This is a genomic window from Candidatus Woesearchaeota archaeon (assembly GCA_016187565.1).
GTDB lineage: Archaea > Nanobdellota > Nanobdellia > Woesearchaeales > JACPJR01 > JACPJR01.
Window position 1 is genome coordinate 1 of sequence record JACPJR010000026.1, and the last position, 15,406, is coordinate 15,406.

General features: G+C 41.1%; 15 protein-coding genes and 3 tRNA genes. 1 reads left to right on the forward strand and 17 read right to left on the reverse strand.

Going from position 1 to position 15,406, the window contains the following annotated elements; translation table 11 throughout:
• Nucleotides 1-14: 14 nt before the first annotated feature.
• The 9 genes from HYW21_06675 to HYW21_06715 form a co-directional block, all read right to left on the reverse strand.
• The gene (locus tag HYW21_06675) at nucleotides 15-740 is read right to left on the reverse strand and encodes a hypothetical protein (GenBank protein ID MBI2549008.1); all 726 of its coding nucleotides are present in this window, start codon (nucleotides 738-740) and stop codon (nucleotides 15-17) included.
• Between the two features lie 159 nt (nucleotides 741-899).
• Nucleotides 900-1,742: a hypothetical protein gene (locus HYW21_06680; protein ID MBI2549009.1), complete on the reverse strand. Its 843-nt coding sequence runs from the start codon at nucleotides 1,740-1,742 to the stop codon at nucleotides 900-902.
• Entirely contained in the window at nucleotides 1,735-2,862 is a 1,128-nt protein-coding gene (rpoA2, locus tag HYW21_06685) for a DNA-directed RNA polymerase subunit A'' (GenBank protein MBI2549010.1), read from the reverse strand. Before rpoA2 ends, HYW21_06680 begins: the two co-directional genes overlap by 8 nt.
• A 35-nt stretch (nucleotides 2,863-2,897) precedes the next feature.
• Nucleotides 2,898-5,579: a DNA-directed RNA polymerase subunit A' gene (locus tag HYW21_06690; protein ID MBI2549011.1), complete on the reverse strand. Its 2,682-nt coding sequence runs from the start codon at nucleotides 5,577-5,579 to the stop codon at nucleotides 2,898-2,900.
• A gap of 70 nt (nucleotides 5,580-5,649) precedes the next feature.
• Nucleotides 5,650-7,452 carry a DNA-directed RNA polymerase subunit B gene (gene rpoB, locus HYW21_06695; GenBank protein MBI2549012.1) on the reverse strand — a complete coding sequence of 601 codons (1,803 nt, stop codon included), beginning with the start codon at nucleotides 7,450-7,452 and terminating at the stop codon, nucleotides 5,650-5,652.
• Between the two features lie 8 nt (nucleotides 7,453-7,460).
• A complete protein-coding gene (locus HYW21_06700; protein MBI2549013.1) occupies nucleotides 7,461-8,942 on the reverse strand; it encodes a DNA-directed RNA polymerase subunit B'' in 1,482 nt (493 codons plus the stop codon).
• Nucleotides 8,935-9,177, reverse strand: coding sequence for a DNA-directed RNA polymerase subunit H (locus HYW21_06705; protein MBI2549014.1), 243 nt, complete (start codon nucleotides 9,175-9,177; stop codon nucleotides 8,935-8,937). The genes HYW21_06700 and HYW21_06705 overlap by 8 nt, the downstream gene beginning before the upstream one ends.
• Before the next feature lie 22 nt (nucleotides 9,178-9,199).
• Nucleotides 9,200-9,303, reverse strand: a tRNA-Lys gene (locus HYW21_06710).
• Between the two features lie 27 nt (nucleotides 9,304-9,330).
• Nucleotides 9,331-9,463 (reverse strand) — tRNA-Asp (locus HYW21_06715).
• A gap of 231 nt (nucleotides 9,464-9,694) precedes the next feature.
• Between HYW21_06715 and idi the strand changes: the two genes are divergently transcribed.
• Nucleotides 9,695-10,216, forward strand: a complete 522-nt coding sequence (gene idi / locus HYW21_06720) for an isopentenyl-diphosphate Delta-isomerase (protein MBI2549015.1) — start codon at nucleotides 9,695-9,697, stop codon at nucleotides 10,214-10,216.
• Between the two features lie 149 nt (nucleotides 10,217-10,365).
• On the opposite strand, the gene HYW21_06725 is transcribed toward idi, so the two are convergent.
• The 8 genes from HYW21_06725 to HYW21_06760 all read right to left on the reverse strand — a co-directional run bounded on the left by HYW21_06725 (nucleotide 10,366) and on the right by HYW21_06760 (nucleotide 15,033).
• Nucleotides 10,366-10,491 (reverse strand) — tRNA-Tyr (locus HYW21_06725).
• Nucleotides 10,492-10,561: 70 nt separating this feature from the next.
• The gene (locus HYW21_06730; GenBank protein MBI2549016.1) at nucleotides 10,562-11,044 is read right to left on the reverse strand and encodes a hypothetical protein; all 483 of its coding nucleotides are present in this window, start codon (nucleotides 11,042-11,044) and stop codon (nucleotides 10,562-10,564) included.
• 60 nt (nucleotides 11,045-11,104) lie between these two features.
• Nucleotides 11,105-11,704: a 30S ribosomal protein S7 gene (locus HYW21_06735; protein ID MBI2549017.1), complete on the reverse strand. Its 600-nt coding sequence runs from the start codon at nucleotides 11,702-11,704 to the stop codon at nucleotides 11,105-11,107.
• 16 nt (nucleotides 11,705-11,720) lie between these two features.
• Nucleotides 11,721-12,158, reverse strand: coding sequence for a 30S ribosomal protein S12 (locus HYW21_06740; GenBank protein ID MBI2549018.1), 438 nt, complete (start codon nucleotides 12,156-12,158; stop codon nucleotides 11,721-11,723).
• Nucleotides 12,159-12,190: 32 nt separating this feature from the next.
• On the reverse strand, nucleotides 12,191-12,613 hold the full coding sequence (locus HYW21_06745; protein ID MBI2549019.1) for a NusA-like transcription termination signal-binding factor: 423 nt from the start codon (nucleotides 12,611-12,613) through the stop codon (nucleotides 12,191-12,193).
• On the reverse strand, nucleotides 12,610-12,906 hold the full coding sequence (locus HYW21_06750) for a ribosomal L7Ae/L30e/S12e/Gadd45 family protein (protein ID MBI2549020.1): 297 nt from the start codon (nucleotides 12,904-12,906) through the stop codon (nucleotides 12,610-12,612). The genes HYW21_06745 and HYW21_06750 overlap by 4 nt, the downstream gene beginning before the upstream one ends.
• A gap of 142 nt (nucleotides 12,907-13,048) precedes the next feature.
• The gene (locus HYW21_06755) at nucleotides 13,049-13,954 is read right to left on the reverse strand and encodes a hypothetical protein (GenBank protein MBI2549021.1); all 906 of its coding nucleotides are present in this window, start codon (nucleotides 13,952-13,954) and stop codon (nucleotides 13,049-13,051) included.
• A gap of 62 nt (nucleotides 13,955-14,016) precedes the next feature.
• Nucleotides 14,017-15,033 (reverse strand): hydroxyacid dehydrogenase, encoded by a 1,017-nt coding sequence (locus HYW21_06760; GenBank protein ID MBI2549022.1) that lies wholly within the window; start codon nucleotides 15,031-15,033, stop codon nucleotides 14,017-14,019.
• Nucleotides 15,034-15,406 lie beyond the last annotated feature (373 nt).

A 15,406-nucleotide genomic window follows, 5' to 3' on the forward strand; every position in this document is an offset into this window, starting at 1 on the left:
ACTTCGTGACGTGGCTACTGGTTTGCACTAACCACAATGCCCTTTTCAGAGATCTTCATGGGAATAGGACCACGTTCATGGTTTGTTTGCCGCATCTTGACAATGCGCAATGCACGATCAGCCTCGCCGCCCAATCCCATACTATGTAAAGAAATAACCGAGTCAGCAACAAACTCCTCAACGCCATCTCTGCTGTATCTTCCTGCTCCACCACCACTAGACATGTCCAAGGGAGGTTCACCAACAACCTCTGAACTGATAAGTACCGTACAGTTAAATTTCTTTAACAGATTGATTAAGGAGAATAATTGTTTTCTCGTCATGTACTCATCCTTGATGCTCATGGTAAACACCGAGAGTGAATCAATGCATACCCGTTGGGCTTTTGTCTTTTCAAGAAGCATGACAAATTGTGATTGGATATCAGCAATGGTGTATGGTCCTGAATATACAAAAATGCACATGCCCTTTGCCTCTAATGCATTAAAGTCCCATCCAAAACGAGAGGCATCATTCTTGAGATGTTGCACATCTTCTTCAAAGGATACAAAGAGACCCTTCTCTTTATACTGGACAACGCCATTATACATGAATTGCTCGAGAAAAATCGTTTTCCCTGATCCTGGTCCACCAGCAATAAGATTAACCGACTGTTTAACAAAGCCCCCTTCAACAAATTTGTCGAACCCTGGAATGCCACTTGGTGTTCGTTCAGGTACTGGTCCCACTTTCTTCACCAAGATAGACAAAAGAGTGTCGTTTGTATATAAACCTTTGGTTTCAATTGCTCTGTCATACTGTCCCTTTCTACCAAAATCTAGACCTTAGTATAGCCCATCTACAAGCATTTCTGTTTCTTTTCTGAAGAGGTTATATCTATTGGCATTTTTATTCACCTATTACTCCTTTTGTTGCTCCTCATCTTCGAGCAGTTTGTCAAGCCGTTCGATGAGTTCATTAAGTTCATTTTGAAGAGCAAGAAGTATCTGGATTGCGTACGCTGGGTCATGAGGTGCACGTTCCTCTGCCTCTGCAAAGGTAGTGCTCAGTTGTTCATACATTAAGGATTCTGCCTCAGGTGCAGTTCCTATTCTATTGAGTTTTTCCTCTGCTTCTCTAAGAAGCTCTTTTACCTCTTCGGCTGTCTCTCTATAGTTGATCTGTTGTTCAAGGATCACTCGTTGTTGCGCTGCTTTTCCAAATGCTTCTTTTTTCGCTTCCTTTTCCATTCCTACTTCGGTCTCTTCGAGATCGCTATCTTTTCCTTTTTCCTGTTCAATTTCCCGAAGTCTTTTCTTTGCTTCCTTTTCTTTTTTCTTTTCCTTTCGTGCAGTGTTCCAGGTAAACCCGAAAAAGGTTACGAGGGGAAATACATTTGTTGGAAACCAGGGATTAGGAGAAATATAGACTCCTTTGAGAAAAACGAGTATCTGAGCAATCCAATGGAGGCGTGTACGTGAACTATACCAGATATAGACAGCCACAAGGATATTCATGGTATGGAAGACGAGAAAGGCTGTTGGATGCTCCTGCAATCCAAGAAGATAAAACGCATAGGTTACCCATCCAAAGCCAAAATCAAGAAGGTCAAGAAACAAGGACCGGGTCAGATAAAACCCACGGAAAAAATACAAGAGAAGCACAATGCCGGCAAACAAAATCAGTATGCCCCACCAATCAAAAAAGCCCCAGAATGCTTGATTCCCGGTCTGTAGTGTTGAAAGGAAGCTCGTTTCATTCATGCTGTGCCTTGACAACTTTAGTGACTAAGCCTGGCAATCCAGTACCAACAGGAACTGGCTGATTGAGCATGACATTTTCCACAACACTGGTTAAGTGATCTTGTTCTCCCACCATGGCAGCTTCAACAATATGCTTGATCGGCGTCTCGAAGGATGCTCGTGCAAGGACACTTGATTTTTCACTAACAACACCATACCGAGTAATTCCTTTGACACGTCCGCTGGTACACATGGTATCTGCAACAAGTAAAATGTGTCGTCGGTCGACATTTAATCCCTGACTTTCAATAACCTTAAACACCTCTTCAACAATAGCTTGACGAGCAGACTCAACTCCCAACACATCCTCAATTTCATAGATGTTATTCGTTGTTGTTCGTGTGGTGTCTACCTCGGGAAGCGTCAAGACTTCCTTAAAGTTAGAACCAGCGGTAATAATCAGATATTCTTCTCCTCGCTTGACTGGCAATACTTGTCTAATCCCTTTTACTCCTGAGAGATATATATCTTTTAATTTCTCTTTGAGCTTGTAGACCTCATTCAATCGTTCGTCTTTGCTCTTGAGCTTAACCGTAATCAAATCCCCTTCCTTCTTCACACCGTGTTTCCCTACCTCTTTGGTAATCCGGTTGAGAACATAAGCTGATGTTAATCCTAACTCTTTTAGTTTGTCTTCATTGACCTGAAGTTCAATACTACTTTCAGCAACATTAATGATAAACTCAGTCACCACTTCCTGGAGGGTTGTTTCTCGAATAGAGTGTGCCAGCTTACGGATATCTTTGCCTTCATTATACGGCTTTTTGAGGAATATTTCCATCATAGGGGTTTGAATAGTACTTCTGCCATCAAGGATTTCAATAATCCGTGGTAATCCCATAGTGACGTTCATCTCTGCGACACCAGCAAAGTGGAAGGTGTTTAAGGTCATCTGGGTACCTGGCTCACCAATAGATTCAGCAGCAATAAGACCAACACTTTCTCCTGGATGGACAAGAGATTCCTTGTATTCTTTATTCAGAAGTTCAATGACTTCTTGTTCGGTCTTCTTACTGGCACTTTTTGGCAATAGTTCACTTATCTTTGTAAGATATCCTTGGGGCACATCAGGAGTTGTCATTTTCTCACCTAACAATTATTTTATCTAATCATTAATTATTTTTTTGGCTTGACTACTTGATTGACAATCGTTTGCACATTCAATGTTCCGTTTTCTGATTTGGAGACATCAATGCCATCATCACCATAAAGGAATTGGATAATTCTTCCACTGGCATCTCTAACCGTATAATCATACTCTACCCGTAAGTCTTGTAAAGCATTAGCCAATCTCCTGTAGAGATATCCGGATTTTGGTGTTCGCAATGCGGTATCCATCAGTGAGTCTCGTCCGGTGATTCCCATAAAGAAAAACTCAGCTGGGGTTAAGCCTGATTTAAATCCTCCTCTGATAAATCCATGAGCCGTTGCTCCCAAATCATTAGATTTAAAGCATGAGAGAGTTCGGTCACGGTATCCCTTAGTAATTCGTTTTCCACGCATAGCCTGTTGTCCTACACAAGCGGCCATCTGAGCCAAATTCAAGAAATTCCCTCGTGCACCTGATTTTACCATGACCATGGTGGCTGTTCCTTGCGTCGAGTGTTCTGCAACAAGTTGTCCGGTTCTGTTTCTCGCTTTGTTGAGCGTTTCAAGAATACGAAGCTCTAGTGTTTCACGTACACTCCTTCCCGGGAAAGCTTCTAAGTTTCCACTCTCGAATTCTTTAATGAGTGCGTTAACATCTTGATACGCTTTATCAAGAACCTCGGCTATTTTTTCTTGGGCTGTTGGTGGAAGATCAGTGTCAGAGATGGGTGAGGAAAGTCCAACCTTCAGAAGAACTTTGATACCTAATCGGAAGAACTTACCTAAAAGGTCCAAGGTTGCTTTCTGACCGTATTGCTTATGAAGATTACGGAGAAGTAATCCAGATTCCTCACCTAAATTATTCTTATCTAGATACCCTTCAACAATCTTTCCATTTTCAATAATTAATGGTGTACCATCCTTCGCTGTCCCACGATAATTAAAGTCTTCTGGTAACAACACGCTGAACACTTCAGTACCGGAGACCATTTTTTTCTTTGGTAGTCGAGATAAATCATAGTGACCAATAGCAAAGAGCAGATCAATGGCTTCATCTCTGGTTAATGCTAACTCTTTGGTAAGTAAATAATTTCCTGAGAGCGCATCCTGGACACAACCAATAACACACAATCCGTATCGTGGACTGATCAGTTGGGTTTGTACTTCCATGAGAATTTCAGCCTCTGCACGTGCCTCTTCAGTTTGTGGGATATGGAGATTCATTTCATCGCCGTCAAAATCTGCATTATAAGGATGACAGACTGCAGGATTGAGACGAAGGGTTCTTCCAGGCAATACCTTAATACGGTGACACATCATGGACATACGGTGCAAGCTTGGTTGTCGGTTAAATATGGCAATATCTCCGTCAAGAAGATGGCGCTCTACGGTATAACCAGGCTTAACCTCTTCAATGATCTGTTCCTTGGTTTCTTCAGTAATTTTTTTCTTTTTTCCATCCGGTCGAATAATATAGTTAGCTCCAGGATATTGATTTGGTCCCTTTTCCAAAAACGTTCGCAAATATTTCTCATTCAAAGCGTTCATCACTTCAGGAACAGTTAATTTCATGGCAATGATTTTTGGGACACCAACCTCATCTAGGTCAATCATGGGATCGGGGCTGATAACGGTTCTAGCGCTGAAGTTAGTACGTTTTCCTGCAAGATTGTGGCGAATACGTCCATCTTTACTTTTGATACGCTCAGTGATGGTCTTTAATGGCTGTCCGCTTCTATGACGGGCTGGCGGAAGCTGGGCAATATTGTTATCAAAAAAAGTCGTAATGTGATATTGCAGCAGATCCCAAAGATCTTCAATGATAATTTCAGGAGCTCCTGCGTTGATATTTTCAAACAAACGCTGGTTGATACGGACCATATCACCAAGCTTATGCGTTAAATCATCCTCAGAGCGTTCTCCTGATTCCAGGGTAATGGAAGGCCTCATGGTTACTGGTGGGATGGGCATAATCGTCAATATCATCCACTCAGGCCGTATTGCCTTTGGATTTAATCCGAAGAGGAAACAATCATCGTCAGTTATCTTTTCCAATCGTGCACGTATTTCAATGGGAGAGACACGTTTTTCATTCTCCATAAACGTCGTTGGTTTTTCTAAGGTTATCTTGTACTGACGCGCTTTACAATAAGGACATTTGTTAACGGTCTTGAGGTTTGCAATAATCTCCCGAATGCGCTTTCTCCGCGTTTCAAGACCCTGCTCCTTTTCAATTTCATCGAGCTGTTTCGTATATTTATCAATGCTCTGACTTGGAATAAGAACACGTGAACATTCACGACAGGTACATTTGAGTAGTGTCAGAACAACACCGACAAATTTGACGTGAATGACTGGTCGTGCAAGCTCAATATAGCCAAAATGACCAACACATTCTTTAAGTTTTGAACCGCAGGTTTTACATTTGAGACCTGGATCGATAACGCCAAGACGGATGTCCATCAAACCACCATCAACAGGATATCCTTCTTTATCATACAACTCGGGGGTTACAACCTTAGCAGAGGCCATCTTTTTAATCATACTTGGAGACATAAAACCAAAAATAATACTCTTCACTCTCTTGTGGACAATCTGACTTTCTTCATCGGTTAATCCAAAGTCTTTCTCTTCTTTTTTTACCGGTGCTTGTTCTGTTATTTCTTCTGGTGACAATTCTTTACTCTCTAAGCTGTTGTCTGTTTCCATTTCTTTTTTCTTTGTCATGGTGTTCATCACAAAACGTTTGTTATTTTCGTTGATTTTTATTATCAGAGTATCAATATTTATTCTCCAGTGTTAATCGTGGATATACTCCTAAAGACTTGAGCTCATCCAAGAGTAACTTAAATGCATAGGAGATTTCAATATTACTTATCGTGACATTATCTCCACAGATTGCACAGTACGATCTGTTTTTATATTCGTCGTGAATCGCGATAATACCACAACTTTCACAGACCGGTACAATGGTTTTATCTGAGTCAAACCGTTCTTTGAGCAAAAGGGATGCACCATGTGCAACAAAGGTATCTTTTTCCATTTCTCCCAAACGCAAGCCACCTTCTTTTGCCCTTCCTTCGGTTGGTTGACGAGTGAGAAGCTGGATTGGTCCTCGAGCTCGTGAATGTAATTTATTAGCAACCATATGCTTTAACTTGAGATAGTACATATTGCCGACAAAGATTTTTGCTTTATATTGCTCTCCCGTAATCCCATTGTACATGGTTTCATTACCATTTTCTTTAAATCCCATGTTCAGTAATTCTTTTCGTAGATCAGTTTCTGATTCAGAACTGAAGGTTGTTCCATTGATATACCTTCCTGAGAGACAGCCGACCTTCCCAGCTAACAATTCAATAAGATGTGCAATAGTCATACGAGAAGGAATTCCATGAGGAGAGAATATAAGATCTGGAGTAATGCCTGATGCGCTAAAAGGCATATCTGCTTCAGGCACAATCAATCCAACAACTCCTTTCTGTCCGTGTCGGCTGGTGAACTTATCACCTATTTCGGGAATACGTTCATCACGAATACGAACCTGAACAAGCTTATTTCCTTCTTCATTCTCAGTTACAAGAACGAAATCAATAATACCCTGCTCACCATGTTTCAGTGCAACCGAAGACTCTCTTCTGCTACTCGTGGCAAGATTGTATTCTTCTAAGCTGCTTAAGAATCGTGGAGGACTGGTTTTTCCAATAATAACATCACCTTCCTTAACCACTGATTCTTGCGTGATAATACCATCCTCCTCAAGGAAGCGGTAATCTTTTTCACTTTTATATCCTTTAATATCTTTATCAGGAACGCAAATAGTATCAACTAATCCTCCGGAATAACGGAGCTCTTCTGCAACCGAGGGGCGATAATAGACAGATCTACCAAGACCACGATCAATAGAACCCTTGTTGAGGATAATGGCGTCCTCCATATTGTATCCTTCATAGCTCATAATCGCGACTACAACGTTCTGTCCAGAAGGATGTTTATCGTACTCGGCAATATCATGCATGATTGATTGCACAATCGGTCTATGGGGATTGAGCAACAGGTTCACATCCATATCCATGCGTACAGCAAAATTTGCTGCGTAGAATCCTAATGCCTGTTTTTGGTTTTTTGATCCTGCATTTAAACGAGTAGATTGGTTATAATTTCCATAAGGAACAAGTGCGGTACACAAACTGACCATGGCAAGAGGATCTATCTCAAGATGGGTATGCTGTTCAGTTAACTCCTGCTCGAAGAACGCAACATAGGCATTTTCTTCTTCTAATGCATCAAGATATTCGATAATCCCTTGGTCGATCAAATCAGACCAGCTAATTTCGTTCTTCTCAAGCTGTTGGAAATGTTTTTCAGTTAAGGTTGGTTTACCATCCTTCACCACAATGAGAGGTCTTCGCACTCTTCCATGAGAAGTTTCGATAAAAATGCTATTGATGTTTGGATCATAGCTGACATTAAGGTTATGGGTTACTTTGTTTTTTCTTCTTTCCGCAATTAACTTTGCAACAAAATCCTTTGCGTCTTGCACATCGCCGACATATTTTCCGTTGAGATAGATTTCGCTCATGAGATCACCTAGTGTACAGGATTAAGACCAATTTCTTTGAGGTATTTTATGACCTCATCTTCATCAGAGTCACCGCTTACTTCTGCAAGTAATGAGAGGTTTTTTCTCAACCCGATGTTTGTTCCTTCAGGTGTTTCAATCGGACACAGTCTTCCCAAATGGGTTGGATGAAGTTCTCGAGCCTCAAAATTTTCTTGTGTCGTGCTGAGCGGACTAACAACACGCTGTAAATGCGATAAGGTTTCGAGGAAATTCAAGCGTTGAATTCTTTGACTGATTCCCTTTCTTCCACCAATCCATACACCGGTTGCCATGGAACTGTAGATACGCGAGGTCAATAATTTGTCTCGGATGACTACTTTAATTGAAGGGAATTTTCCTCGTTTGACGATACGTTGGAAGTTATAGAGCATATCTCCAATAAGTACTTTTAAGTTAACACGCAATAAATCAGCAAGAAGGTCACCACTCAACTTTACTCGCTTATTCATGTAGTGGTCTTTATCATCAGCATCAAGCTCTCCTGAACTAACTAAGATATACTGTTTGATGAGCTTGCAGAGATTATATGCTTTGAACAGCCGATCTTCTTTCACAATTCCCAAATGAGGTAAGAGATACTTATCCAAAATTTCACGCATACGTTCAACACGGATCTCCTTTGATTGGGTAATTCCTATTCTTTTTGCAATATAGTCCAAGGCATCATCTTCAGATTTGATATCGACAAATTCGTAGAGGTTAATGAACACTTCATCGTTCTTTTTTGGTGTGATAAAGCGCATGATCTCTTCATCTTTTAAGAGACCTAAGGCCTTGATAATGACAATTGCAGGAATTCTTCTCACGCGAGTAAATGAAAGATAAAAAAGACCATCCTTCATTTTTTCAACGGTATGGGGAATCTTAAAGGAACCGCGCTCTGAGAATAATCTTCCGACAAACAGGGACGGGCCAACAGAACTCTCTTCGACAAGCAGTTTGTTCGGAGAAAGGTCTTCGACATCAATAAGCACCTTTTCTGTGCCATTAATAATAAAATAACCACCAAGATCATCAGGATCTTCACCTTTTTCAATAAGCTCTTCTTTGCTTAACTTATTAAGATGGCAGTATTTTGACTTTAACATGATGGGAAGGCTTCCAATTTGTGTGGTAAAGGATTCCCGCTGTGCGCCATTAATGTGTGCACTAATATCGATATAGATAGGAGCAGCATAGGTTATCTTTCGTAGTCGTGCTTCAATAGGATAAATTGCTCGCTTAGATCCATCTGCTTCAGTAATCTCGGGCTTGGTCACCCAAATCTTATCAAAGCGAATCTTAAATTCTTCGATGTTGTGAGGGATGATGGTTGGTTCAACTTCTCTATTTTCGTTAATGATTCTTTGGAGTTCATGGTCGATAAATTCATTAAAGGAACGGATATCAGAATCAACAAAGCTCTGTTCTTCAAAGTATTTCTTAACTAAGAGTTTCGCATTAATCATTAACCACACCTCGGTAAAACTGGGTTGGCCCTGTGGAAGGATTCATCCGCGTAATCTTAATCACATCACCTGTTTCGACATTCAGATCAGTAAGGGCAGCATCGGATTTCAGGATTTTGGGCAACTCTCGAAGAGAAATATTGTACCGTTCAAAAAGCTCTTTTTTTTCTTTTTCAGAAAGTTTGGTGTGTTTTGGCATCAACACGTGTTCTTTTATGGTAATGGTTTTTTTCATGGTATGATACCCTTCACGATTACGGGCCGGACGAGACTTTCCCGCAGTAGGCTAGGCCTACCTTGTTTCGAACTCGCGACCACCTGATTAAAAGTCAGGTGCTCTACCAGCCTGAGCTACCGGCCCTTTCTCTTGCTTTTTCAGAAACAAAGACGCCCTGGCCGGGATTTTCGATTCAAAGGTTTTCGAACCCGGGTCGAAGCCGCGACAGGGCTTCATGATAGGTTTCTCCCAAAAAAAGCAATTTTTGAGATTGTTTAGTTGGTCCGAGCTACACTACCAGGGCATTTTTGCTTCAAATGGCATAGATTTCTCTTTTGGTTAAAATACACGCTTATTAAGGCCGCGTTTGACCAAAGAAAGACTTTCCTGCCATATCCCTTGAAATTGTTTTCCATTTAAAAAGCTTGCGATTTTGTGGAGAGATTTATAGTCGAGAAAGAAAACAGTTGCTCCAAGGATAAGGAAAAACCTAAATCCTTAAAAACTTTTTCATTTTGTACGCTGTCTGAATACCATGCATACTGAAACCCTTATTTTAGTCGATGAACATGACCAAGTTATTGGTTATGGAGAGAAAATGGCTGTCCATCGTGAGGGCAGGCTTCATAGGGCATTTTCTCTTTTTGTAATCAATGAAAAAAAAGAACTCATGCTGCAACAGCGTGCATTGGGGAAATACCATTCTGGCGGGTTATGGACCAATACCTGCTGTAGTCATCCGCGACCCGACGAAACAATATCTTTGGCAGCTCATCGAAGACTACCAGAGGAAATGGGATTTGATTGTGATCTCCACGAGCTTTGTTCCTTTACCTATGAGGTAAAGTTTCCCAATGGATTGCAGGAGCACGAATTTCTTCATGTCTTGGTTGGTCATTATAACGGAAAGCCAGTGTTGAATAACGAGGAAGCTGAAGACTGGAAATGGGCAAGTTTTTCATGGTTGCAAAAAGATATCGTTCTTCATCCTGAGCACTACACCGCGTGGTTTCTCATTGCATTTCCGCGAGTCGTACAAGCATTAAGGAGCAGGTAGACTTCTTTTAACTTAGATAACTGTTGCGTCCAGCGTCCCAACTGGTTACGCTCGGTTGACATGCAAGGAAGAGCATGAAGCTCTTCGGCGCGGTGACGGTAAGTAGACGTATTCTTTTATAAGAGCTAGTATAATTGTAAGAAGAGAAATCCCCGTGGCCGGATTCGAACCAGCAACCTTCCGGGATCAGCTGACTTATGATCATCCAAGGTTCATACCTCGTCGATAAGTGAAGACATCTACAGCCGAACGCTCTGCCGTTGAGCTACACGGGGCTATTGAAAAGAAACATGGACTTGTTTATAAAGATTATGTTCTTGGTTCTGTTTCTAGGACGAGAAGTGTTTACTGGATAACAACGGTTGTGGTTGCCTTATTATTCTCTCGAGAAGACTCTTCAAAGGCCCGATGTTTTACGATTGCTGCAGTAACAACATAATTTCCCGGTTCGGTGTAGGTGTGTGTGGTATCAAAGGTGTACACCTTTTTTGGCTTGAGTCCATGGATATCTTGCACGACATCAACAGAGCCATCACCATACTGAAATTGAACATCGAGGGTTTCATCAAGAATATCATTGCCGTTGTTTTCTATCTGGAATTGAAAGGTTACTGGTACACCAACACGCTGTATGTTTGTTGTTGCCCACAGCTCTCGAGCTATAAGATCAACATGGTCTGCATTGAGGTTTTGAGAAAAGGCCATTCCGGTCAGTTGAATGGTTCCGTTTTTGAGAGAGAGCGATGCTACGAGGATAAGTAATCCAAATGCAAGAAGAGCAAGTACCGTGCGTTGCATAACCGCTGACTCTTTTACTTGTTTTACCATACCATTCTTGGAGGAGAAAGAGTATTTAAAGGTTTCTAAAATGCCTGGCAAAATCTTACCTTATCTGCTCGAATCTGCCTGACGTTCTACTTCAAGCTTTTTTGCAATAGCATTGCTCGAATGGCTTAATTGGTAAGCCGCAGTGATCTCATCAGCTAATGCTGAGGCAGCAGGAGTCTTACTATTAAAAGAACGATGAAACGCTCCCTGGCTCATGTGACGAAGAGCCTTATCGATGCGACGCTGTGGAGAACATTCAACAGCTTTTGGATAACGTGCACCACCATATTCAATGGTAACAATTTCTTCACGTTGCGCACTATTTTCAAGTGCCTTGGTGAATACGTCAATAGGGTTTTTCTTCAATTTTTGCTCGATCTGCAAGAATGCCTGCTCAACAAGATCGTAAGCAGTGTGATATTTTCCTGTTGATGGCCCAGATGTCTTAAAATGTTTTTTTCCTTTATGACCTGGAACCATGATTTTGTTAATGAGTCGCTCAACAATGAAAATCTTTGATTTGTGAAACCGATTCCCTGCATATCTCCCACAGCTTCTTGGGACAAGAGGACCCTCAAGGTTAAGGTAGCGCTGGAGCCCTTTATCTGCAACAGTAATTCCCTCACAGGACCATCGATTAAATACTTTTTGAGATTCCATTTTATCTTTATCGGGTTTACTTTCTTGCCTTTTCTAACTTACCAGCAAGAAGTGCTACTAATGATTGATCGTTTACTTTGATAATCTGCCATCGTACACCAGGAATGTCGCCTTTTGCTTTTCCCATCTTCCCACCAATACATTCTACGATAACTTCATCGTGTTCATCAACAAGCTTGGTTGCTCCATCTCCCGGTACAAACGCAGTGATCTGTTTTCCGTTCTTGGTAAGTTGAACTCGTGCACATTTTCTCATTGCAGAGTTAGGCTGCTTTGCCTCAATTTGGACTTTTTCAAGAACAATACCCTTTGCTTGGGAAGATCCTGCTAATGGGTCAGATTTTCTTTTAAGATCAAGCATTCGTCGAAGGATAGATTTCTTACTTTTTCTGAATTTCTTCCTTCGCTTCATGAGCTTTTTTGCAGCATTTAAGCCAGATGATTTTGATCCCATGTAGACAACCTATATTTGATTATACTTTTATTTCATGCTACTTTTATTTCTTTGAGTTCAGGAAAATATCGTTTTGCAATGGATTCATAGTTGCGAAGATTTTGTCCGTTTCGCCCGATTAACATTCCACGGGTTTTGCTGTCATCAGCTTCAACAACAACGATACCCTCTTCAACACGTACCTCTTTTGCCGTTAATGGATAGATAATATTACGCACAAAAGAAACCAGCGTGGGATTGTATGCTACTATTTTAATCTTTCTATTTAAAGCCCGCTCGATTTGTTTCACAAGAATTCCTCGTTTACCAACAGCTTTTCCAACTTGTGAGGGTTCAACAACAAAGGTCAGTAAGGCATTAGTATCAATAAAGCAATCACGCACCTTACTGTTGGTCAATGTTTGAAACAATGACATATACTGAATTAAATTAATATCATACTTAATTCGGGTCAATTTCCACCTTTAAGAACGCCCAATACAGAAATCGCAAATGGCTTTTTGCAAATAATTCCTAATTCGTCATTCGGTTGTTCGAGCTGTATAACCTCGGTACCACTGATGCTCTTATAGTGAGCAAGATCATTGTTTACTCCCACAGGACAGTTACTCGTGACATAGACCGTCGCTAGTCTGCCCAAACGCATATTTTTTATGGTTTCTTTTGTCCCAATGACCATGTTCCCTGTCTCAAGGATTTTCTTAATCGTCCGGATATTTTCATCTTCAACAACTTTTTTTCGTGCCATACCCGTGGGGAAAATCGAATTGTTTTTTAAATGTTGCGTTTCTGTTCAGTGAAATAGGTAATAACTGGGAAAGTAAATCTCACTTATGTAAACACTATACGTTAATTCGAGAATGTAACCAAAAAGAGTTTCGGCACCTATTTTATTCTGCTGCAAAAAGTTGCAATGCTCCTGGATACTTCTCTTCAATTGTTAAAGTGAAGTCATGCACTTTTGGATCATAAAGTTTCCCCTCGGATAAAACTCTATGCCAAAATGTTGGGTCATTGCATGATGCGATGGCTCTACTTCTTTGCTCGGCACCTTGGTCACCTAACAATCCAGTATGTAAGACATGGACATCAAAAACATTACTTACTCCATAAATATCAAGATAAGCAGCGACATCTGCTTCAGGACACTCCCGTGAGCTCATAAAGGATTGAACTCTTTCTTCAGGAACTGAACCTGCATCTAATGATTCTATTCTTTCTCCAACAAACCTAACTGCTCTATTCTTGATATCATAATCACTTTTACCTCTATAACCTAGGGTTGATAAAGTTGACCAAGCATCCAATCTTCTCGTTGACGGATGATCTGGCTCAACATCATAAATTTCTTTAGTTCCTTCGTCTGCATAACGTGATGGTGTAAACTCGATCAATTTAGATCCACTATGTAGAATGACTAAATCAATATCACGTGGCTTATCACTTCGTAGAGTCGATCCGTACAATAAAACTCCCTCTAAACGTGCATTTGCCCACGATTTTCCATGAAGTATTGCCGCTGTATCTCTTGCAATTTCATAAAAAGATTCATTTGCAGAATTCAACCACGGATCAATTAACTGAAGAGCTATTCCTACTTGAGAAGCATCACCACAGAATCTATAAACACCATCAATTTGTTCAACTAGTCCTTGTTGGCTTAGCAATCTTAGAGAACGTTCAACTGGTCTTGCCCTGTAACCTGCGGATGACGCAATTTCATCTAATGAAGCATCACTTTTCGTTAATCTCTTCAATACAGCAAGATTTCTTAAAACAATGCTTTCTTGATACATAGTGAATGAAAATGAGCCTCTATTTAAAAAGATTTTTTAAATAGCACATCTTTGCATGTTTCTTACGCTACGTTGTTGATGATCTTTCCTTTGCTAAAGCCCTGGATGTTTGCAAGTGTTGTTTCAAGGATGCGTTGGATTGCTTCCTGAGAATTAAACGCATTATGTGGGGTAATGATGACATTGTTCATTTTCATGAGAAGATGATCCTCTAAAATGGTCTTTAAGTTTGCTGTTGCCTTAAACTGCTTGGTCAGCAATGAAAATTCTTCTTTTACCTCGCCTTCTTCTTCAAGAACGTCAAGTGCAACAGCAGCGATCTTTCCTTGCTGAAGAGCCTTGACCAAGGCATCGGTATCAATAATACCCCCACGAGCAGTGTTGATGAGAACAACACCTTTTTTCATCTGCGCAATGGTTGTATGATTGATCAGATGATGCGTCGGTTTGATGAGCGGTACATGTAAGGTGATAATATCTGCTTTCTTGAGGAGACTCGGTAGTGAGGCGTAGTGGAATCCTACCTGTTTTGCCATTTTTTGATCTCTATGGGGATCATAGACAAGAACACGCATGGCAAAACCAACACCAATTCGTGCAACATGTTTGCCAATATTCCCTCCACCGATAATCCCTAATGTTTTTCCTTGGAGATCAAATCCCCGTAACGAAACATCAGTTTCAAACCGTTGCTGTTCATGGGTTCGTTGGATTGAAGGATAGATCTTTCGAGAGAGTGCCAACATCAATGCAAAGGTATGTTCAGCAACCGTATTTTCACCATAGGTTGGAACATTACAGACGACAATGCCTTTTTTTTTGCAGGTTGCGAGGTCAATATGATCCACACCTGTTGACATCGTTGCAATTAATTTCAGGTTTGGCAATGCCTGAAGGATTTCTTTGGTGAAGCAAGAATACACAAAGGCAGCAACAACCTCAACATCTTTTAGTTGCTTGCAATGTGACCTTTGCAGCGGACTGTCAAAGTATTGGACGTCATGGCTCTTGAGTTGTTTTCGAATAAGCTCTTTCTGCCATGGTTCAACATCAAAAAATGCGATACGAATGTTATTCACCTCTTTTTATGAGCATGATCATTATCATCAAACAAAGGTTCTTTAAAAACTTTCCGCTAATGTACTTCAAAAACTTCGTTCCTTTTACTCTCCCAATCATCGGACCAAGCCAATTTGGGTACGGTGTCTTTTATTTCTCATGGGCTTACATAAAACCCCTGCATTCAAGTGTTTCATTGAAACATCCAATGTACATACACGCCACGCCGATGGCGGCTGACGGATTGCTTGCGAGCAATCCTACGAAGCACCCCGAAGGGGGCGTGTCCCCCGCTTCGTCAGCGCCGACTTTGGCGTGCACGAGTCGGGGGACGCCCCAGTTGGGGTGACTCGTAGGCTGCAAAGCAGCCGTGGCACCGCCATTACCGGCGCT